13 protein-coding genes are annotated in these 22,286 nt (G+C 50.0%); 3 read left to right on the top strand and 10 right to left on the bottom strand.

Translation table 11 applies throughout. The features are described 5' to 3' along the window. Positions 1-153 precede the first annotated feature (153 nt). From NSQ22_RS07450 to gltB, 3 genes are all read right to left on the bottom strand, one after another. Positions 154-747 carry a phosphatase PAP2 family protein gene (locus NSQ22_RS07450; protein ID WP_035498255.1) on the bottom strand — a complete coding sequence of 198 codons (594 nt, stop codon included), beginning with the start codon at positions 745-747 and terminating at the stop codon, positions 154-156. A 115-nt stretch (positions 748-862) separates the two neighbouring features. Next, positions 863-2,344, bottom strand: a complete 1,482-nt coding sequence (locus tag NSQ22_RS07445; RefSeq protein ID WP_029760920.1) for a glutamate synthase subunit beta — start codon at positions 2,342-2,344, stop codon at positions 863-865. Between the two features lie 143 nt (positions 2,345-2,487). Continuing rightward, complete coding sequence (gene gltB / locus NSQ22_RS07440; RefSeq protein WP_081157315.1) at positions 2,488-7,047, bottom strand: glutamate synthase large subunit; 4,560 nt, start codon at positions 7,045-7,047, stop codon at positions 2,488-2,490. 122 nt (positions 7,048-7,169) lie between these two features. Between gltB and NSQ22_RS07435 the strand changes: the two genes are divergently transcribed. Continuing rightward, positions 7,170-8,078, top strand: coding sequence for a LysR family transcriptional regulator (locus NSQ22_RS07435; RefSeq protein WP_008879431.1), 909 nt, complete (start codon positions 7,170-7,172; stop codon positions 8,076-8,078). A 162-nt stretch (positions 8,079-8,240) separates the two neighbouring features. Here the strand turns inward: NSQ22_RS07435 and NSQ22_RS07430 are convergent, their stop codons facing one another. The 6 genes from NSQ22_RS07430 to NSQ22_RS07405 all read right to left on the bottom strand — a co-directional run bounded on the left by NSQ22_RS07430 (position 8,241) and on the right by NSQ22_RS07405 (position 18,116). Then, positions 8,241-9,494 (bottom strand): DUF1343 domain-containing protein, encoded by a 1,254-nt coding sequence (locus NSQ22_RS07430; protein ID WP_029760921.1) that lies wholly within the window; start codon positions 9,492-9,494, stop codon positions 8,241-8,243. Between the two features lie 15 nt (positions 9,495-9,509). After that, positions 9,510-11,603, bottom strand: coding sequence for a beta-N-acetylhexosaminidase (gene nagZ, locus NSQ22_RS07425; RefSeq protein WP_060475797.1), 2,094 nt, complete (start codon positions 11,601-11,603; stop codon positions 9,510-9,512). A 25-nt stretch (positions 11,604-11,628) separates the two neighbouring features. Then, positions 11,629-13,338: a serine hydrolase domain-containing protein gene (locus NSQ22_RS07420; protein WP_060475796.1), complete on the bottom strand. Its 1,710-nt coding sequence runs from the start codon at positions 13,336-13,338 to the stop codon at positions 11,629-11,631. Positions 13,339-13,699: 361 nt separating this feature from the next. Continuing rightward, on the bottom strand, positions 13,700-14,686 hold the full coding sequence (locus NSQ22_RS07415; protein WP_008879435.1) for an acryloyl-CoA reductase: 987 nt from the start codon (positions 14,684-14,686) through the stop codon (positions 13,700-13,702). Positions 14,687-14,923: 237 nt separating this feature from the next. Next, positions 14,924-16,276, bottom strand: a complete 1,353-nt coding sequence (locus tag NSQ22_RS07410; RefSeq protein WP_008879436.1) for a taurine-pyruvate aminotransferase — start codon at positions 16,274-16,276, stop codon at positions 14,924-14,926. Between the two features lie 223 nt (positions 16,277-16,499). Further along, positions 16,500-18,116 (bottom strand): PucR family transcriptional regulator, encoded by a 1,617-nt coding sequence (locus NSQ22_RS07405; protein WP_060475795.1) that lies wholly within the window; start codon positions 18,114-18,116, stop codon positions 16,500-16,502. Between the two features lie 216 nt (positions 18,117-18,332). On the opposite strand from NSQ22_RS07405, the gene gabP reads away from it, so the two are divergent. Beyond that, positions 18,333-19,730: a GABA permease gene (gabP, locus tag NSQ22_RS07400; RefSeq protein WP_223812960.1), complete on the top strand. Its 1,398-nt coding sequence runs from the start codon at positions 18,333-18,335 to the stop codon at positions 19,728-19,730. 216 nt (positions 19,731-19,946) lie between these two features. Further along, positions 19,947-20,255 (top strand): hypothetical protein, encoded by a 309-nt coding sequence (locus NSQ22_RS07395; RefSeq protein WP_029760927.1) that lies wholly within the window; start codon positions 19,947-19,949, stop codon positions 20,253-20,255. A 132-nt stretch (positions 20,256-20,387) separates the two neighbouring features. Here NSQ22_RS07395 and NSQ22_RS07390 read toward each other — a convergent pair whose 3' ends face one another. Further along, on the bottom strand, positions 20,388-21,824 hold the full coding sequence (locus NSQ22_RS07390) for a site-specific DNA-methyltransferase (RefSeq protein ID WP_060475794.1): 1,437 nt from the start codon (positions 21,822-21,824) through the stop codon (positions 20,388-20,390). Between the last annotated feature and the right edge of the window lie 462 nt (positions 21,825-22,286).

Raw genomic sequence — 22,286 nt, 5'->3', positions numbered from 1 at the left:
CGGGACGTCCATTCGTTCTTCGTCACGGGACACTATCCTTCTAAAGTCTTGCCGGAAGAAAAAACATTGGTGAATCGCCGATTCCTTTGCCGTATAAATCTTACATAATTGAAGATCATTTTTTAGAATCATCTTCATATTGGAGCGAGCATTCTAGCTCTTCCGTTTCTGCTCAATCCGTCTTGCCAATGTCCGGTAACAAGCGAGACAAAAAGCAAGATAAGCTCCTCCAAGCAAAAACCCGCCGAGCACATCGGACGGATAATGCGCTTGCAAGCTCAATCGGCTCAAACCAGTCAAGAGTGCCAGCAGCGCAAAAACACCGTAAATGGCTGCCCGTTCTTCGCGCTTTGTACGTGTTTGCGCCAAAAAATACGCCAAAAGCAGCAAATAAATCGTCCCGACCATTGCGTGTCCGCTCGGAAAACTGAACCCTTCAATTCCAGCATGCGGCGGACGCTCCCGTCCGGCAACGTGCTTGACCCACTCATTGATGCCATACCCTCCGCCAACAGCGACGAGAACTAGCACCATCCCATACACATCACGGCGGAAAAACCATAAACCGATGACGAGCATCACACTAATTATACCAATTGCCCCTTTACTTCCAAAAAAAGTAAAAGAATCGAGCCAGTGCCATGGGTCAAACACCCGCAGCCCACCTTCGTCCATTGCTTTTGTCAACCCGACCTCCATGCTGATCCAAACAAGCGAAAAAAGGACCGCACCGGCAGCCGATATCATCCATAATCGCCGATTCACTTCGGTTCACTCCTTGTTTGTTTTTCCTATAAATATTTTTCCGGAAAAACAAAAAATCCTCCTTAAAAAGCAGTACTTTTTAAGGAGGAAGCTATGGTCACGGCAATTTCGTCTCTCCCATCAAAAAGCGATCAACTTCACGAGCCGCCCCCCGGCCTTCGTGAATCGCCCAAACGATCAAGCTTTGGCCGCGGCGAGCATCGCCGGCCGCAAACACCCCTTCGATGTTTGTCGTATATTTTCCGTACGGGGCTTTTACCTTATTGTTGGCCGTTTCCACGCCAAACTGCTTCAACACCGGCTGTTCCGGACCTTCGAAACCGATAGCGATGAAAACAAGATCACACGGCCATACTTGTTCTGTCCCCGGAATTTCTTTAAAGATGGCTTTGCCGTTTTCGTCGATGATTTTTTCCATTTGAATTGTATGCAGTTCTTTTACCCGTCCATATTCATCGCCGACGATTTTTTTCGTCTGAATGCAATATTGCCGTGGATCCACACCGAACTTCGCTTTCGCTTCTTCATATGCGTAGTCAAGCGTAAAGACGAGCGGGTATTGCGGCCACGGGTTATGGTCTGCGCGTTTGTCTGGCAGGGCCGGATGTTTGCCAAACTGGACAACGCTTTTGCAGCCTTGGCGCAGCGCGGTCGCTACACAGTCAGCCCCCGTATCACCACCGCCAATCACGATAACATGTTTATCTTTCGCATCGATAAACTGACCATCGGCAAAGTTCGAATCCATTAAGCTTTTCGTCACACCGGTTAAATAATCCATAGCAAAATGAACGCCTTCCAGCTCCCGGCCTTCAATGACCAAGTCACGCTGCTTTTGTGCCCCGACACACAGCACAACCGCATCATATTCAGCGCGCAACTCATCGGCGGTGACATCTTTGCCAACCTCGGTGTTCACAACAAATGTAACACCTTCCTCTTCAAGCAAGCGCACCCGCCGCTCGACCACTTCTTTTTCCAATTTCATGTTCGGAATGCCATACATCAGCAAGCCGCCGACACGATCCGCCCGCTCGTACACCGTCACCGAGTGGCCGGCTTGGTTGAGCTGGTCGGCACAGGCGAGACCGGCCGGACCGGAGCCGACAATGGCTACCTTTTTTCCAGTGCGCGTTTTTGGGATGCGAGGTTTCACCCACCCTTCTGCAAACCCTTTATCAATAATGGCTCGTTCGATTCCTTTAATAGCGACCGCCGGATCGGAGATGGCAACCGTACACGATCCTTCACACGGTGCCGGACAGACGCGCCCCGTAAATTCCGGGAAGTTGTTCGTTTTCAAAAGCCGGTCAAGCGCTTCTTTCCAACGGCCGCGGTATACTAAATCGTTCCATTCCGGAATTAAGTTGTGCACTGGGCACCCGGAGGTGAGGCCGTTGAGTTCCAACCCCATATGACAAAACGGCGTACCGCAATCCATACAGCGAGCGCCTTGGCGCGCTAGTACATCCTCGGAAAACGGTTGTGCATACTCTTTCCAATCTTCAAGACGGGAAAGCGGATCGCGCTTTTTCTCTTCCTCACGAGCGTATTCCATAAACCCTGTTGTTTTTCCCACGATGGTTCCCCTCCTTCTCTCCGTATACGGCCTTTCTTCTCTCATGCGACCTTCCCCGCCTGTTTGGCCAGTCAAAAAGCGAGCCCCGCGCGGGCCGCGGGGCCAAGGCGGCGCCATGGCTGCTGCCGCCCAAAAGGATGGCCTTATTTTGCGGCCACTTGCAATACATGGGGGCTGGCGGCAGCCGCTTTTTTCTGTTTCGCCACCGTTTCAAACGCCGCCATGGCCGCTTCTTCATACGAAAGCCCAGACCGTTCAAGCATTTGAATTGTTTCAATCATCAGTTTGTAGTTGCGCGGGATCACTTTGACAAACCGCTTCACATAGGCGTTCCACTCGTCAAGTACCAACGCCGCCCGCGGGCTTCCTGTATAGCGGTAATGGTTTTCGATCATCCGGCTCACTTCCAAAATTTCTTGCTCGTCTTCGAGCCGTTCAAACGCCACGAGCTCTCGGTTGGCTGTTTGTTGCCAGCTGTCTTCATCAGCGAGGACGTAGGCGATCCCCCCTGACATACCGGCAGCGAAGTTTTTGCCGACCGAGCCGAGGATAACAACACGGCCGCCGGTCATATATTCACAACCATGGTCACCAACGCCTTCGACAACAGCATGGACGCCACTGTTGCGCACCGCAAACCGCTCGCCGGCGCGGCCGCGAATATACGCCTCGCCACCTGTTGCGCCGTAGAAGGCGACGTTACCGATAATGACGTTATCTGCCGCCGCAAACGACGCCTCATGCGGCGGACGGACGATCACTTTTCCGCCGGAGAGCCCTTTGCCGACGTAGTCATTTGCGTCACCGACAAGCTCGAGCGTCATTCCTTTCGGCGCAAACGCCGCAAAGCTTTGTCCGGCTGATCCCGTGAAATGGAGGCGGATCGTATCTTCCGGCAACCCTTCTTCACCGTAGCGCTTCGAGATTTCGCCCCCCGTCATCGCCCCGACCGTGCGGTGGACGTTGTGGATCGCGAGCTTGAGTTCAACCGGCTCTTGTCGCTCGAGTGCTGGCTGTACTGCTGGCAAAATTTCTTTATAGTCAAGCGTCGTTTCCAAACGATGGTTTTGCCCCTTACCACAAGTGCGCGGACCGTCCACTTGGTACAGAAGGCGAGACAAATCGAGATGTTTCGCTTTCCAATGCGCTTTCGCCCGCTCGCTCACTTTCAGGACATCGACGCGGCCAACCATTTCGTCGATCGTACGGAAGCCAAGTTCAGCCATAATTTCACGCACTTCCTGGGCGACAAAGTACATGAAGTTGACAACATGGTCCGGATCACCCATAAACTTTTTGCGCAGCTCCGGATTTTGTGTCGCTACACCGACCGGACATGTATCTAAATGGCAGACACGCATCATGACACAGCCTAAAACAACGAGCGGTGCCGTCGCAAATCCGAACTCTTCGGCGCCAAACAGCGCAGCCATCACGACATCGCGTCCCGTCATGAGTTTTCCATCAGTTTCCAAGATGACACGATCACGCAAGCCGTTAAGCATCAACGTTTGATGCGTTTCCGCCAAGCCAAGCTCCCACGGCAAGCCGGCATGTTTAATGCTCGTTTTCGGGGAAGCGCCCGTGCCGCCGTCATAACCGCTGATGACGATAACATCAGCATTCCCTTTCGCTACGCCAGCGGCGATCGTGCCGACGCCTGCTTTGGCGACAAGCTTGACACTAATGCGCGCGTGTTTGTTTGCGTTTTTCAAGTCATAAATGAGCTGAGCCAAATCTTCGATCGAGTAAATGTCATGATGCGGCGGCGGAGAAATGAGCTCCACTCCCGGCGTCGAGCCGCGCACTTTGCCGACCCACGGGTACACTTTATTGGCCGGAAGCTGGCCGCCTTCACCCGGCTTTGCTCCTTGAGCCATTTTAATTTGCAATTCGTCAGCGTTGACTAAGTAATGGCTTTTCACGCCAAAACGCCCGGAAGCGACCTGTTTAATCGCGCTGCGGCGCCAGTCACCGTTTTCGTCTTTCACATAGCGGGCCGGGTCTTCGCCCCCCTCACCACTGTTGCTTTTTCCACCGATCCGGTTCATGGCGATGGCGAGCGCCTCGTGCGCTTCTTGGCTGATCGAGCCAAACGACATCGCCCCTGTTTTGAAGCGGCGGACGATCGACTCGACCGGCTCGACCTCGTCAATCGGCACCGGTTTCCGGTTCAGATCGAAGTCGAACAAGTTGCGCAAGAATGTCAGCTGTTCTTCATTGGCTAGTTTCGAATATTGTTTATAGAGATTGTAATCATTTTTCCGGCATGCCCATTGCAGCAAGTGAATCGTCTGCGGATTGAACGCATGGTGCTCGCCGTTGCGTCGCCATTGCAGCTCGCTGCCAGCCTCAAGCACGTTGTCTTCGTGCCGGGCGCCAAATGCCGCTTCATGGCGCAATTTTGCTTCCTTGGCGATTTCGTCAAGCCCGATGCCGCTAATTTGCGACGCCGTACCAGTGAAATATTGATCGATGACATCCGTGCCAATACCAACCGCTTCAAAAATTTGTGCGCCACGGTAGCTTTGCACGGTCGAAATTCCCATTTTCGACATCACCTTGACGACACCGTCGACTGCCGCTTTCATATATGTTTTTACCGCTTCACGATACGACAGGGCGATCGTGCCGTTTTCTGACGCCTGGCGGATCGTCTCAAGCGCCAAATACGGGTTGATGGCGTCAGCACCGTAACCGATGAGCGCCGCAAAATGGTGCACTTCGCGCGCTTCGCCGCTTTCGACAAGCAGGCTGACGTTCGTCCGCGTCCCTTTTCGAATCAGGTGCTGATGAAGCCCGCTCACCGCAAGCAACACCGGAATTGCCACATGCATTTCATCAACGCCGCGATCCGAGAGAACAAGAAGCGTCGCCCCGTTTTCAACCGCTTCATCCGCCTTGGCAAACAACTCGTCAAGCGCTTGTTTCAAGTCATCCGTAAACAGCGTTGGCAACACGGCACACGAAAATTCTGGATACGGATTCGCTTTTAACGCGGCTAATTGCTCATTCGTCAACAACGGCGTCTCAAGGCGAATGCGGCGCGCCGCTTTAGCATCCGGATGCAAAATGTTCCCCTCTTTGCCAAGCAGCGTCATTGTCGAGGTAACGACATACTCGCGAATCGCGTCAATCGGCGGGTTCGTTACTTGAGCAAACAGTTGCTTGAAGTAGTTAAACAAGCTTTGCGGCCGCTCCGACAGCACCGCCAGTGGCGCGTCCATCCCCATCGCACCTGTCGGGTCTTTGCCCTCCCTCGCCATCGGTAAAATCATTTTTTCTACATCTTCAAACGTGTAGCCGAATGCTTTTTGCAGCTTAATGAGCGATTTCGGCGCTTCAACCGTTTCCGGAACGTTGAAATCATCAAGCGTCACCATGTGCTCATCAATCCATTGACGATACGGTTGTTGGCTCGCCATTTCTTCCTTAATTTCCTGATCAGAAATGATCCGGCCTTGTTCCAGATCAACAAGCAACATTTTTCCAGGGCTCAGCCGCTCTTTATACAAAACGTTGTTCGGGTCAACCTCGATGACGCCGACTTCGGATGAGAAAATAATGTAGTCGTCTTTCGTCACATAGTAGCGCGCCGGGCGCAATCCGTTCCGGTCCAAAATGGCGCCGATCCGCTTGCCGTCAGTGAATGAAATCGCCGTCGGGCCGTCCCATGGCTCCATCAAACAGCTATGATACTCGTAAAACGCCTTTTTCATGTCATCCATTTGTTCATCCCAAAACCACGGTTCCGGAATGAGCATCATTGCCACATGAGCTGGATCGCGGCCTGCCAAGACAAAAAATTCAAACGCATTGTCCAAAATCGACGAGTCACTTCCGTTTGTATCCAAAATCGGTGTCACTTTTTCCAAATCGGCACCGAACGCTTCTGAAACAAACTGCTTTTCACGCGCTGCCATCCAGTTGACGTTGCCGCGAAGCGTATTAATCTCACCGTTATGGATCAAATAGCGGTTGGGATGAGCCCGCTCCCAGCTCGGAAACGTGTTCGTGCTAAAACGCGAGTGCACAAGCGCAAACGCCGAGCGGAACCGTTCATCTTGCAAATCCAAGTAAAATGCGTCGATTTGTTCCGGAGTCAAAAGCCCTTTATAAACGATCGTCCGGCTTGAGAAACTCGCTACGTAGCACTCATTGTTTTCGACGCACTTTTCAAATTGCTTGCGAATGACATACAATTTTCGTTCAAACGCCAACTCATCGGAAATGTCATCGCTAGCAGCGACAAACACTTGGCGAATGAACGGTTTGCTTTGCTGCGCCAGTTTGCCAAGCTTGCTGTTGTCAACCGGCACCGTTCGCCAGCCGAGCAACTGCTGCCCTTCCTGAGCAATCATTTCATTGAATTTTGCTTCATAGTACGCTCGTTTTTCTTCATTTTCCGGCAAAAAGAGCATCCCGACCCCGTAGCGACCTTTTTCCGGTAAGTTCATTTCGCCGCACACGATTTGAAAGTACTCGTGCGGAATTTGCATCATAATGCCCGCGCCGTCGCCAGTTTCCGGATCGCTGCCTTGACCGCCCCGGTGTTCGAGCCGGCGAAGCATATGGAGCGCTTTTTCAATAATGTCATGTGACGGTTTTCCTTTTAAATGAGCATAAAACCCGATCCCGCATGCATCATGTTCAAATTCCGGTCGATACAATCCTTGTGCTTCTGGCAATCCGTAGTGCTTCATGCTGCCTTCCCCTCCCGTTCCGAATTGTCTGTAATATTTATTGTAGTTTTCAAAATTTATATAAACAATATATAATTTAGATGAAATCAATCTCATTTTTCGATAAAAAAGGGAGGGAGAAAATGGAATTAAGACAACTGCTATACTTCGTCGAAGTTGCCAAGCGCGAGCACGTATCCGAAGCGGCCGATGCCCTTCATGTCGCCCAATCGGCGATCAGCCGGCAAATCGCCAACCTTGAAACCGAACTCGGCGTCCAACTCTTTGAACGGGAAGGGCGGAATGTCAAACTCACCCCCATTGGCCGCCATTTTTTGCCTCATGCGGAAGCGGTGCTGAAAGCGATCGACGATGCCAAGCAACAAATTGAGGAGTATTTGGATCCGGAACGCGGAACAATTAAAATCGGCTTCCCGACCAGTCTCGCCAGCCAGATGATGCCGATGGTCATTTCCGCCTTTAAAGCGGAGCACCCAAATGTCTCGTTCCATCTTCGCCAAGGAGCATACCGTTATTTGATTGAGGCGGTGAAAAAGCGAGAAATTGATTTGGCATTTCTCGGGCCGATTCCAGCGCGCGAAATCGGTATTAAAGGGGAAATTTTATTTTCCGAGCCGTTTTTCGTCCTTTTGCCAAACAGCCATCCGCTCGCCCGTCGCGACCGGATCGTGTTAAACGAACTCCGTAACGATCCGTTTGTGACATTTCCAAAAGGATATATTTTGCATCAAATTTTAATTGAGGCCTGTCACCAAGCGGGGTTTGTCCCAAATGTCTCATCGGAAGGCGAGGACCTCGACGCCATTAAAGGACTCGTCTCCGCCGGCATCGGCGTCACTCTCCTGCCAGAGAGCGCCTTATCGGAAAGCCTTCTCCGTTATGCCGCCAAAGTACCGCTGGAAATGCCGCAAGTGAAACGAAACGTCGGCATCATCATTTCCGACCATCATGAGCTTGCCCCGTCGGTGAAAGTATTCTACCAGTTTGTAAAAGACTTTTTCTCCGAGCTGGAGCGGTATCAGCTTGGGTAGAAAGCATGAAAGAAAAAAGAAGGGGAGACGATTCTTCCCCTTCCTCCTTATCTCGCGATTTTGGCCATCGCTTCACAAGCACGCATCATTTCTTCTTCATGGTTCGCCCTGCGCTGGCTTCAACGGCAGCGATATATACTCCTTTTCACAATAAAATGCTACTTAATAAAGGAGATATCGCTCACGTTTCTTGTGAAAGGCTTCCACATCCTTTTCCCAACGCTTTTTCATTTGTTCCATCGTCATTCCCTCTTCAATCGCCTTTCGAACCCATCCATTTCCGATCAGTTGATCAAAATAAGAGATTCCTTGACTATCTTCAGCGCGAAAAGCAAATTGATCTGGATACAAATCATGAATCGTCTTTACCATTGCTACTCCTGTTTCGACCGGTCGGAACACTTGGCGATCGGTGACATGAATTTGTACACCATGTACGAGTGTTCCGCTATATTTCGAGAACGTTGGCTGAAAACTTGCTGGACGGAAACGTACGCCCGGAAGGCGAAGAGCGTTTAATTTTTCAGCTAACTGCAACCCATCGATAAACGGAGCGCCAATCAGTTCAAATGGCTTTGTTGTCCCGCGGCCTTCCGATACATTTGTTCCTTCAAACAGTGCCGTTCCGGGGTATACCAAGGCAGTATCCAATGTTGGCATGTTCGGAGATGGTAACACCCATTGCCATCCCGTATCATCATAATACATTGAACGTTTCCAACCTTTCATTTTCACGACGGTGACATCCGCATCAATACCGAACTCTTTATTAATAAGCAACGCCAATTCACCGACAGTCATTCCATGTCGCAACGGGATGGGATACATTCCAACAAAAGAGGAATAGTCCGTTTCTAGAACAGGTCCTTCGACTTTCACGCCGCCCAACGGATTCGGGCGATCTAGCACAATAAATGGGATGTTGTTTTCCTTTGCTGCTTCCATTGCATACGCCATCGTATAAATATACGTGTAAAACCGAGCGCCGACATCTTGAATATCAAAAAGAAGGATATCTACTCCCTTTAACATTTCTGGTGTCGGTTTTTTCGTTGGCCCGTACAAACTATATACGGGAAGGCCAGTCTTTTCATCAATGTAAAAAGGAACGTATTCGCCAGCCTGGGCGCTGCCGCGCACTCCATGTTCCGGTCCATATAAAGCGACGAGTTCAACATCACGATCATTGTAAAGAAGGTCTACTGAGCTATTTAGATCCCGATCAACTCCCGTTGGGTTCGTAATGAGGCCGATCCGTTTCCCTTTTATTAACTTCTTCTGCTCTTTGAGTAATACCTCAATGCCCAACTCTAGCTGTGGATGCTCTTTTTTCTTCGGGGCTTTGGCCAAGGCATCGGTAAACATAAATAAACTTAGCAAGATCAAAGAAAACATCATCCACCATTTCTTTTTCATAACGTTCCTCCCGTTTTAGTAACTAAGGCCATGACCATATTCGTACAATATACCGCCATCATAACGTGGAATCGTTACCGGAAGCCGGCCGGTTGGCATGTTGATTCCAAAAATCACATCTACCACCGCCTGAAAACTTGCCGGTTGAAAACTATACTGGGCCAAATATGCCTTAACGTCCGGGTAGGACATCATATCATACGGGTTGCGAATCCCGATAGCAATAACAGGAGCATCCGTATTATCAATCATTTGTCGCACCATTTTCATTTGTGGATTGGACGGCAGCCGCTCTGAGGCGTTTGACGTATAAGTGCCGACAATAACGGCATCGGCTTTTTTTACGCTTTGTAACTGCTCCTCGTTTAACGGAGCTGCACCTTGAATCACATTCACATTGGACACATATGCCCGTACCGCTTCAGCCAATGATTCAATCATCGTATTGCCGACAACGACGAGATGATCGATTTTGCTTGGCGATAGCGGCAATACTTGTTCATTTTTCACCAATGTGATCGATTTGGCTGCCGCTTCGCGCTCGATTTGTTTATGCTCCTCTGAACCGACAACACGCAACGCGCGATCGATCACTTCCTGTTCATTCGGCGGCGTCTCTTGCTTAAAAATACCCCGTTTCACTTTCAACGTCAAAATCCGTTTCACGGATTGATCGATCCTCTCTTGTGAGATCTCACCGTTTTCCACCGCCTTCTTCAAACCGGTAGCAACTTCTTCCAATCCGATCGGCATCAGCACAATATCCGCACCCGCTTGCACCGCTCTAACTGCTGCATCGACCGGTCCGAAATGATCGCTGATGGCTTTCATGTTCATAGCATCCGTAATAATCACGCCTTGAAATCCCATTTCTTGACGCATTAATTCCGTAAGCACTTTATGTGACAATGTGGCAGGAAGCGAAATTTCTGTCCCGTCTTTTTGGGAAATGACTTTCGTATCATCGATTTTCGGGAATGTGACATGGGCGGTCATCACCGCGTCAATCCCAGCTTCCATTGCCTTTTGAAACGGATACCATTCCACCGTTTCAAGACGGCTTCGGTCGTGTGGCACCTCGGGAAGTCCGAGATGAGAGTCGACCGCAGTATCCCCATGACCTGGAAAATGCTTGGCGGTAGCGGCAACACCGCTATCTTGCAGCCCTTTCATATATGCTGTCCCTAGTTGGGCGACCAATTCTGGATTTTCACCGAATGAACGAACCCCGATAACCGGATTATCCGGATTGTTGTTTACGTCCAAAACAGGTGCTAAATTCATATTTATGCCTAACGCGTATAACTCTTCGCCAATCGCATGTCCTACTTTGTAAGCGAGTGACTCCGAACGCGTAGCTCCGAGCGCCATATTCCCTGGCATATTCGTCCCTGACTGCAACCTCGTCACAATGCCGCCTTCCTGATCGATGGAGATCAGCAAACCGAACTTTTCCGCTGCTTGTTGATAATCCATCACAAGCCGTGCTGTCTGCTCGGTCGTTACAACGTTTTCTCGGAATAAAATAATGCCGCCAATATGATATTTTTGTATGAGCTCTTTGATTTCCGGACGCATCGCCGTGACAGGTGCTCCGTTGAAATATCGGAAATCCGGCATTAGCATCTGGCCGATTTTTTCTTCTAGTGTCAACCCTTTAACCGCTCGTGAAATCACGTCATAACGGCTTCCTTTTTCCTTAGAAACAGACACTTTGATGTCTGATTTTCCTCCTTTTTTTGCTGCAGAAACGGGTTTTACAGTAAATCCGATTCGATCTTTGCGGACGCCATCGGTAACGGTGATGAACGTTTTTCCACTTTTCCCGCTGAAAACTACGGTACCGTTGCGGCTGACAGAAGCGACTTGTCGATTGGATGATTTCCATTGAACCCCTGTTGTCACTTCAGAAAAATTTCCTTTTGGATAAACTTTCAATGCCCGCAATGCGACAGTATTCCCATCGATGGTTACGTCAACCTCAGGGATATTCTGGTAGATAATCAAATCGACTCCCACTTTCTCTTTGGCTCCAACCTGTGGCGAGGCCCACGAAATGAAAAAGGTGATCACAGTCATGAAAACAGCTGTTTTCCAATAAAATGACATCCTCGTTCCCCCTTATATGGTTTGTTTAAAACGTGCGCCGTTCCCAATCATGGCTTTCCCATAATGCCTCTAACTCTTTCCCATCATCGTCGACAAGGCGAATATTTGTGACATACCAGCCACGCCCGTTAACGGACGAATCGGTACAGTAGCGAAACCGAATGGCAACCGTATGAGCCGGAATAGGCACCGTTTTCGTTGTCCAGTCACTGCTGCCTGTCAGCTGTTCCCCAACTTGCCTCCAATGTTCTCCATCTTGTGATACTTCGACAACACCGAAATCAACATCCGGCTCCATTCGGTACCATGTATCAAACGTTAATGTGAGCTGTTTACGGGCCACTACCTTTGTCGACAGTATCGCATTCAAATGATCTCCATATCCCGCAAACCAAGCTGCTTTTTTCCCGGGAATGGCCACGGGAATGGCGTCTGCCGTTAGACGGGAAACTTGCCTGCGCAACGGATTGATGGATGGCGTATTGCGTGTAGGGTGAACGCGATTAGTTAATAAAATAGCGATCACATTATTGTTCGGGTTTACAACGATGGATGTTCCCGTATACCCTGTATGGCCAAACGATGTATGTTCAGACAATGCATCCATATACCATCCTTGTGCGAGTTCCCACCCGAGCCCATGATCGTATCCAGGAAACTGCGGAATTTGATTTTCCATGAGCAGCTGAACCGTTTCCGGCTGTAAAATCCGCTTGCCGCCATATGTTCCATTTTGCAAAAACATGGAAGCAAAAATAGCCAAATCCCTAGCAGTTGAAAACAATCCCGCATGTCCGGCCACCCCATCTAGCGCCCATGCGTTTTCATCATGCACTTCCCCCCAAACCATTCCTCTTCCCGTCCATGGCTGATATTCCGTAGCAGCGATTCTCCTCTTTTTTAGCAACGGGGGATTATACATCGTATTGTTCATGCCTAACGGCTTCGTAATATACCGATACACAAACTGATCAAGACGTACGCCCGATAAACGTTCGACCAATGCACCTAAAGTAATCATGTTCAAATCACTGTATACATACGTTGTTCCCGGGGGATGCTCAAGCGGCTGGGCAAATACAATTTGCAAACGATCGTCGCGATTCGTTCCCATTGTATACAGGGGGATCCACGCCGCCAGCCCAGACGTATGGGTCATCAGTTGACGGATCGTTACATTTTCTTTTCCGTTTTGGGCAAATTCCGGTATGTACTTCGCAACAGGATCGTCTAGCGAAAATTTTCCTTGTTCGTATAGCTTCATCGCCGCTGTTGTTGTGAACAGTTTGCTGATGGATGCCAAATCAAACATTGTGTCCATTCGCATCGGAATCGGCTGTTTAGATTGTGTAAACGTATCGTCCTCATACTGTTTGGCATATCCATACGCTTTCTGTTTCACAATCATTCCGCGCCGCACAATGTAAACGACCGCCCCCGAAATGACGTTGTCGCGCATGGCTTGCGTTATGACTTCATCAATTTTTCGTAAAGGAGCTTCTCTCATGCCAGCAGCTTGAGGTGTTCCAGGATGAATAACCGCGGAAATCGATCCTTTCTGATCCCAAGAAAAAGAGGCTTTCCTGTGAGACTGACTCGTTTTATACGCTTTTATTTCGGCTGACTCGATTGTAGGGGTTGGATCATGGTGGGATGTGGCGGCGACCGGTGAACAAAAAAGAACGGAGCCGAACAAAATCGACGACAAGATCATAAAAACAGGCCGCTTATCCATAAAATAGCCCCCTTTATCCGATTAAGATCTCCCGCAAAACAATGATAGCGCTTTCTATCGTTATCATACAAGTTTTTTGGTATAGTTGTATATACCACTTTATTACCAATTACCTCCATATTTCGCTTCTTCAAATAGCTCTTTTTCATCTATTGAAATGCTTCCCTGTATAGGTATGATGGCACATATCTTTGTCACCACATCCGATAAAACACTTAGAAGAACGTGGAAGGATTTTGTCGTGAAGTAACTATGGTGATTCTTGATCACTCAAGACCAAATGATAAATATCATGCCTTTATATTAATGAAGAAACTCCCCTGCCTCTATTCGGCAGGGGATCTCGTTCGTCTCTTCTCCGTTAGACCAACCGTACAACTGTCCGGCCGCGTAGTTCGCCGCGCAAAATACGCGCAAGCGCCCCCGGCAGTTCATGAAGCGAAATTTCATGGACAATTTGCTCCAAATCCGGCTTTAAATCGCTAGCCAATTGCTCCCAAATGCGAAGGCGCAAGTCCATCGGGCAATAGACGGAATCGATGCCAAGCAGGCTGACACCGCGCAAAATAAACGGGTGGACGGTTGTCGGCACCTCGACGCCTCCTGTTAATCCACTCACTGCCACCGCTCCGCCGTAGCGGATACGGCTCAACACGGTTGCTAGCGTCCGTCCGCCAACCGGATCGACCGCCGCCGCCCAACGCTGCTTATCAAGCGGGCGGATGCGCTCGGCCGTGACATCCTCGCGCGTCAACACTTCTTTTGCTCCTAAAGCACGCAAATAGTCGTGCTCTGTCGCTTTGCCTGTGCTCGCTGCCACCGTGTAGCCGCGCTTGGCAAGCATCGACACTGCTAGACTGCCAACACCACCCGTTGCCCCCGTGACGAGCACAGGTCCGCGTTCCGGAACAAGTCCGAGCTCCTCAAGACGGTGAATGGACAACGCCGCTGTAAAGCCAGCCGTACCGATCGCCATCGCTTCTCGTAACGTCAACCCTTTCGGCAATGGTACGAGCCAATCGCCATGTAAACGCGCATACTCACTGTACCCCCCAAAGTGAGTAACACCGATTTCATAGCCGGTCGCAATCACCTCATCCCCTTCGCGAAATCGCGCGTCGTTTGAGGAGACAACAATCCCAGCCAAATCAATCCCTGGCACAAACGGATACGTTTTCACAATTTTACCATCCGGAATCGATGCCAATCCGTCTTTGTAGTTGACACTTGAATAGTGGACGCGGACGACGACATCTCCTTCTGGCAAATCATCCATCGAGAGCGTTTCAACTCCGGCTGTAAACTCCGCTTCGGTTTTGTTGACGACAAACGCTTGGAATGTCGGCACGGTTCCCCCTCCTTCTTCATTTTGTTTATTCCGCTAGTCTATGTTCGACATACTAGCAGACGATTCCTTTTCCCAAAACGTCGGTGCTATCATCATCCCACTCTTCGCTGTTGGGCGGCAGTCATCCTTTATGTTCCTTCCTTCGCTTCCCCCTCTTCACTGCCGCGTTTTCCCATACAGCAGCTAAAACTCTATAAAAATGCCAGCCAAGGCAACCACCCGGCTGGCATTCCTTTTCTATTTGATTTGTGCTAATGCCTCCGTCAAGACACGGACAAGGAATGAAAGCTCATCATCACTGATGCACAGCGGCGGCGATAAGGTAAGCACGTTGTTGTACCCGGCGACCGTCGCTCCGTTTTTGCCGATAATGACACCATGCTCTTTGCAGCGGCTGATTACTTGATTGACGAGCGATACATCCAGCGGCTCTTTCGTCGTTTGGTCAGCAACAAGCTCAATGCCGACAAGCAGCCCTCTTCCGCGCACATCGCCAACATACGGATGGTCAGCCAGTTTCGTTTTCAGTGCTGAAAGCAGCCATTCGCCCGCCTCACGTGAACGGTCAAACAAATGCTCTGTCTCCATGATTTCAATATTTTTCAGCGCCAGAGCGCACGAAGCCGGATGGCCGCCAAACGTATTAACATGACGGAAATAGTCGTATTCATCCGTTCCTTTAAACGCCTCGTAAATTTCCTTCCGCACCGCCGTTGCTGCCAGCGGCAAGTAGGCGCTTGTAATGCCTTTCGCCATCGTAATGATATCCGGCTTAATCCCCTCATGCATGAACCCAAACGGCTTCCCTGTTCGGCCGAAACCGCAGATGACTTCATCGACAATGAGTAGTGCTCCGTGTTTTTCACATACTTCCTTGACCGCCTTCATGTATCCATCTGGCGGCATGAGCACTCCGCCGCCCGTGATGATCGGCTCCATGATCATGGCGGCGATCGTCTCACTCAGTTCCCACGTCATCACATCGTCAACAGCTTTCACGGCTCGCAGCTGGCGCGGATCGTCCGCTGCATCAGGATCGCGGTATCGATCAGGCGGCGGCACATGGATGAAGCCCGGAGCGAGCGGCTCATATTTGTATTTTCGTTGTGCCTGTCCGGTCGCCGCGAGCGCTCCCATCGAATTGCCGTGATATGCCCGGTAGCGGGAGATGATTTTGTATCGGTGGGGTTCGCCACGTTGCTGATGATATTGACGGGCAATTTTAAACGCTGTTTCATTCGCCTCCGACCCGCTGTTGGAAAAGAAGATGACATACTCATCGCCTAACAGCTCATTGAGTTTTTCCCCAAGCTGAATGGCAGGCAAGTGACTTTGCGTCAGCGGGAAATATGGCAGCGTTTTCAGTTGCTCGTACGCCGCTTCAGCGAGCTCCTCGCGCCCGTAGCCGACATTGACGCACCAAAGCCCGGCCATGGCGTCCAAATATTTGTTTCCAGCGACATCGGTCACCCAGCATCCTTTGGCTTCGGTCACAACAACCGTCGCGTTTGGATTGTACGGCTTCATCGAATGCCAAATGTATCGATCGTCTTTGTCGAGCCATAATTGATGGCTTTGTTCAGTTTTCATCACCGCTTGGCTCCTCTCTATTTAGAATCGCCTCATGCTATAGTCATTATCGCGCAACTTCCTACGCCATTCATTAGACACAATGTAAAAACAGTCATTGAATCTGTTCCACAGTTTGACTACCTTGTTCTATCTAAACCGCCATCCATTCCCCTGTTGCGCTCTTCCCCATGGAAGCGGGCTTCCTAGCTGCTCCCGCAAACAGGCTTTCCGTTTCCATTCACTAAAGTTGCGCATTTCTTTGCGCGTATAGCGCCTCTCCATCACCCATCAAGTAGTCATACGCTTTGATCATCAGCTCAATAGCCAATCGTTTGTTCGCCTCCATGAAATTATCCCCAAGGAAGCTTTCCAGCTTCTCGATGCGGTGATACAACGTTTGCCGGACGATAAACAGCCGTTTTGCCGCCTCTTGCTTCGAACCGTTGCACTGCAGATACACTTTGAGCGTTTCAAGCAGCTTTCCATTATATTTCCGGTCATACTCAATAATCGGCCCTAAATATCGGTTGATGGCCTCACGCAAATCGCTATATTTGTCTAACACCATAATCATCCGGTATAAATGCAAATCATCGTAAAACAGGCTAGCTCCCTGTTCGTCCAACCGACTGCGAATTTTCAGTGCCTCTAGCGCAGCGCGGTAGCTTTGATTGATGGAAGAAAGAGATGGGGCAAATGTTCCGACGCCGACCGGCAAGGCGGAAAGTCGTGTTTGCATAAAGTCCGATGCCATGAGACATTTGATTCCTTCCTCGATCCGGCTCTTCCACGTCTCCTCATCCCGAAGATTGATGGCAATAAACGCAAGGTGGCGCCCCATCTCTACCGAAAATAAGAGAAACCCGCGTTGCTCAAACAGCGAACGGCATAACAGCTTAAAATATGTTGAATCAAAGTTTCCTTTTTGACCCGCCGTCCCCACTTTACAAACCCATACCACGCCCCCGCGGCTATGAAGGGAAGGATGATGGTCTAATAAATAGGAAGAAATCTCTTGATCGGAGTACTCTCCTTCAATCCAGCCCTTTAGCCACTCATTTTCTTCTGTGCGCCGCCTCTCCTCGACGTAAAGGTTCCGCAACAAGTGCTGGGCCAGCGCTGTTGCGGTGCGATCCAAAATGAGCAAATCAAACTCGTTGATGTCCCGTCCGACAGGAAGAAGGGCCAACTCCGCGTATTCAGCACCAAATAACGAAATCGGCTTGACGACCGCAGCTGATGGCCAGTCGCTTTCTCCTCCAAGCCCAACACCTGCCCCCAAATTCCCCCTTGGCCGGCTCGGTATGTATTCCACATCCCCGCCGTGCATGTGGAAAACAACCTGATGGCCTAGGCAGCTGTGCAAAAATGTTAAAATCTCCCGATAATGATGAACCGTCAACAGCTTTTTGTTCAACTCTTGAGAATACGACTCGAGCTGAGCGATCATTTGATACTGCTGATTAATTAAATACGTGTGAATATCGTGAGTAATCTCGACGAAAGGAACTTCCTCAAGAAAAAGAATGAGCGGGAAATGATGACGGTTAGCCAGTTCCAGTGCCTCCTTTGGAATGGAGGAGGCATACGTTCCCAATTCGATGCATAGCCCGGAAGCATCACATTCGATCAGCTGCCGAAGCAGCGATAAAAACAATGAGTCATCTTCCCGCCACCCGACACCGGTAGACAAAATGAGCTCTTTGCCGCGCAACAAATTGCTGATTTTCGTGACCTCAACAACATGCACCCATTTGACCGTCCTTGACAGTCCTTCTTTTCCAGCAATAACGACCGCCTTTTGGAAATACTTCCTCTGTAAAACATCGGCGACTGTCAGAGGAAAGCCGTACCCCATCCTTTCCTCCCCCTTTGCTTGACTACTGTCAAAAATATTCGGAACTTTACAACCAAAATCCTGCTAATAAGATAACGTCTATTGACAAATTGTCCAATAGCTACCTATTTTTTATTGGCACTTTGTCTAATGTGCATCATGGCTTTTCCCTATACACTAAAAAAACAGCAGCATAGTCAGACTATTTAGTTAATTTCACTTCCTTTGAAAGGAGGAATTGGGATGAATCATTCCGGTCTGCAAAAAGGGTTAAAAGAGCGCCATATGACGATGATTGCCATCGCCGGGGTTATCGGTGCCGGGTTGTTTGTCGGAAGCGGAGCTGTCATTCACTCGACAGGACCAGGAGCCATTGTTTCTTACGCTCTAGCAGGCGCACTCGTCGTGCTTGTCATGCGGATGCTCGGGGAAATGGCGGCCGCCCGCCCGACGAGTGGATCGTTTGCCGCCTATGCTCATGAAGCGATCGGCCCATGGGCAGGATTTACCGTTGGGTGGCTGTATTGGTTTTTCTGGGTGATTGTCATTGCCATTGAAGCCAACGCAGGAGCGGCAATCATCCAATATTGGTTTCCTTCCATTCCGTTATGGCTCCTTAGCCTCGTTCTCACCATTTTGATGACACTGACAAACATTTGGTCTGTAAAATCTTACGGGGAGTTTGAATATTGGTTCGCCTTCATCAAAGTGGCGAGCATCGTTCTTTTCCTCATTCTCGGCTTGGCGTTCATCTTTGGCCTCGCTCCAGGCAGCGAACCTGTCGGGCTGAAAAACTTAACCGGCCACGGCGGATTTATGCCGCATGGCATCGGCTCCATCCTTGTTGGCATTGTGATCGTCATTTTCTCCTTCTTCGGAACCGAAATCGTCACGATCGCTGCCGGAGAATCAGCCGAACCACAGGAAGCAGTATCGAAGGCGACCAAATCGGTAACATGGCGAATTTTAGTCTTCTATATCGGATCCATTGCCGTTGTCGTAACCTTGCTGCCGTGGAACTCCGCAAGTGTCTTGAAAAGCCCGTTTGTTGCCGTTTTGGAACATGTTGGCGTCCCTGCGGCCGCCCAAATTATGAACTTTATTGTATTGACTGCCGTTTTGTCCTGCCTCAATTCCGGACTGTACACAACGTCGCGCATGCTTTACTCTCTCGCTGAAAAAGGAGAAGCGCCAAAGTCATTTTTACGGCTCAACAAAAACGGTGTTCCGGTTCGGGCGGTCATCGCCAGCACGTTGTTTGCCTATATTGCCGTCATCATGAACTACGTCTCGCCAGATAAAGTGTTTCTCTTTCTTGTCAACTCTTCCGGAGCGATCGCATTGCTCGTCTATTTAGTGATTGCTGTCTCACAACTGCGCATGCGACAAAAACTTGAACGCGAAAACAGCACCGCCTTAAAAATCAAAATGTGGCTGTTCCCATACTTAACCTATTTTACGATTCTCGCCTTGCTCGTCATCCTTGCCTCCATGCTGTTTATTGAATCAATGATCTCACAGCTGCTGTTAACATTGCTCATTACCGCCGTCGTCATCGTTTACTACTTCGTCTTTGCCCGGCGCCACCTCAATCCAAACTACCAGCCAGCCACGCCGACGCCGGCGAAAGATTAATATCCATCAAGACGAAGGAGAATCGCGCCCACCAATAAGGGCGCGATTTCTTTTGAATCGACTCTTTTGTTCCCCCGCGACTTATCCACCTTATGTTTTTATGGACATACAAAAGTGACAACTTTTCAAACTTCCACCGGTATCTATATACATGGGTCGCTCCGCGTTGTATACTGACATTGAGAAGAATTTCACAAAAACTAGGAGGACGAAACAATGATTGTCCATGAACTGATGGACATGGAACATTTATTTGTAGAGCAATTGCAGGAAGGTTACTACATCATCCACGAAACGTACCAAAACGTGCTCGTTGAACCAGAAGACGGTGACGCCGTCCGGCAAGTGGATGCCGGAACCGAAGAAGTCGTCACCATCTTGTTCGACCCGGGCAATGAATATTCACTCCTTTGTCTTGATACGTACACGTTTGCCGGCGACATGCCGTCCTTAACTGAGCTGAAAGAGACGATTGCTGCTGAATATGATGTGTTTGTCAACAACGATCACGCGGCATCCTTATAATCCCCGCCCCTAAGCAGCCGCCATAGGAGAATCTGCGTACATTCCGGCAACCACACACACCGCCATGAGCACAGCTGAAACAAAGACGAAAACACTGTACGGAAATGATTAGCCAAGAGACAGCCCGTTCGCTTAGCGAGCGGGCTGTTTTGATTTCCGTTCAATTTGAAACACTTTAAAGCCGATATCAAGATCAATCTTTCCCGTTTCACGAATGATTTTCTCCCCTGCACGGCAGATGCGTTCACGACCGATGTCACAAATCGTCCGAAACCCAGCTTGATACGCCGCAGATGTTTTCACCATCCGTTCAGGGAGCTGCACCATGATGAACGACCGCTGTCCCCCGTCTTCGGCGTTTTGCTGCATGACCGCATGAGCCGTTGTCGCCGAACCGGAAAAAAAGTCGAGGATGACGTCATCATCCTTCGTTGTCAATGCCACCATGCGCTGAATGAGCTTGACCGGCTTCGGGTAGTCCATCACCGCCATCCCGTCAAACAGCTCCTTCAGCTCTTTTTTCGCCTCTTGCGAGTGAGACACTTCATCATGCGTCCAGATCGTAAGCGGCGTCATCGTCGGTTTCACTTCACGCAAAAACCGCTTCAGGCGCGGCACCCCGTTTCCGTCCTTGCCAAACCAAATGCGATTGTCCGCTGCCAGCTCGGCGAAACGTTCTTTCGTCACCCGCCAGCAATACCCGCTCGGCGGGGAAACGACCCGGCCGCCCGGCGTCACGATGTCATAAATTTTTTCCGGAATGGGCGGACCGACCGACAAATCGCCTGACATCCACGGCCCGCGCGGGTCGTTGTCTGGATTTGCATACCGCCCATTTGCCTCCGAGTCGCGCGGCAAGCCGTACCAAGCGAGACGGTCGATGTTTTTCGCATAGCACAAAATGAAGTCATGGTTGCGGGAGGCGAACTTGTTCATGTTGACCGGCGAAAACGCCCGCTGCCAAATGAACGTCGCGACGAAATTACGCTCACCGAAAATTTCATCGCACATTTTTTTCAAATTGGCCTGTTCCGTATCGTCAATAGAGATAAAAATGGCTCCCGTCTCAGCCAACAACGCCTTCGCCACCCAAAGGCGCGGATACATCATGTTAAGCCAGCCGGCATGAACGCGCGCTTCCTCCTGCTCTATATGTGAAGCGGCGCGCTTCCTTTTGCGCCAATTGTCTTTGTACGTGAACGCTTTGCCTGTATTGTACGGCGGGTCAATGTAAATCATTTGCACGCTTCCTTCATGTGACGCTCGCAGCAGCTTGAGCGCTTCCAAATTGTCCCCTTCAATATACCAGTTGTTCGTCGTCTCCCACCGCTTACTTGCCGCTCGGTCGGGCCGCAGCGCTCCGATGGCGGGCGTTTCCGCCAACTGCTTCGCTCCCGCCTTCCCCGGCCATGTGAATCCGTACACTTCGTCTTGCTCTTCGTAACCAAGCTCTTTTTTCAACCGCTCCCAATCGATCGCTTCGCCTGCCACCACTTCCGGAAAAAGCTCTTTGACCCGCTCCAGCCTCGCGCTCACTGCCCCTTTTGTTCTCCTGCCACCGTTTGCCATAGCACGCCCCCTCTCCCACACCACCCTGTCGGCGGCGCTTCTTATCCACCAACAAGAGATCGTATTTCCAATATTTCGCCATGGCAAACGGTTTTCCTGCCTCAATTCTTAGCCAAAAAACACCCCCCGCCTCCTGCGAACGGAAGCGGGGGAGTAGAATCCTTTAAACGAGGCCTTCCTCTTTCAACACTTCAATCTTCCAGAGGGTCTATCTGCGGAAGAATAGTTTCAATCCTCTAAACGAGGCCTTTCTCTTTCAACAGATCCTTCATTTTACCATTGATTTTCTAAGGCGGCAAGGGGCCATTTTGCACACCCCTTCCACCCCCTCAAAAAATAAAATGTGGTTATGTCAACTTGTACGACTGACCAAAAACGTCAACCATCCAACCCATTGATAAATCAAGATCATGTTTCGTTTTACGAAAGAAAAATCGCCATGCACACCTCCCCCGTTTTTTG

Origin of the sequence: Geobacillus sp. FSL K6-3411 (genome assembly GCF_037965715.1) — a bacterium.
GTDB lineage: Bacteria > Bacillota > Bacilli > Bacillales > Anoxybacillaceae > Geobacillus > Geobacillus thermodenitrificans.
Note: the sequence above shows the minus strand (reverse complement) of the source record. Positions and strands in the feature narration are given on the sequence as shown.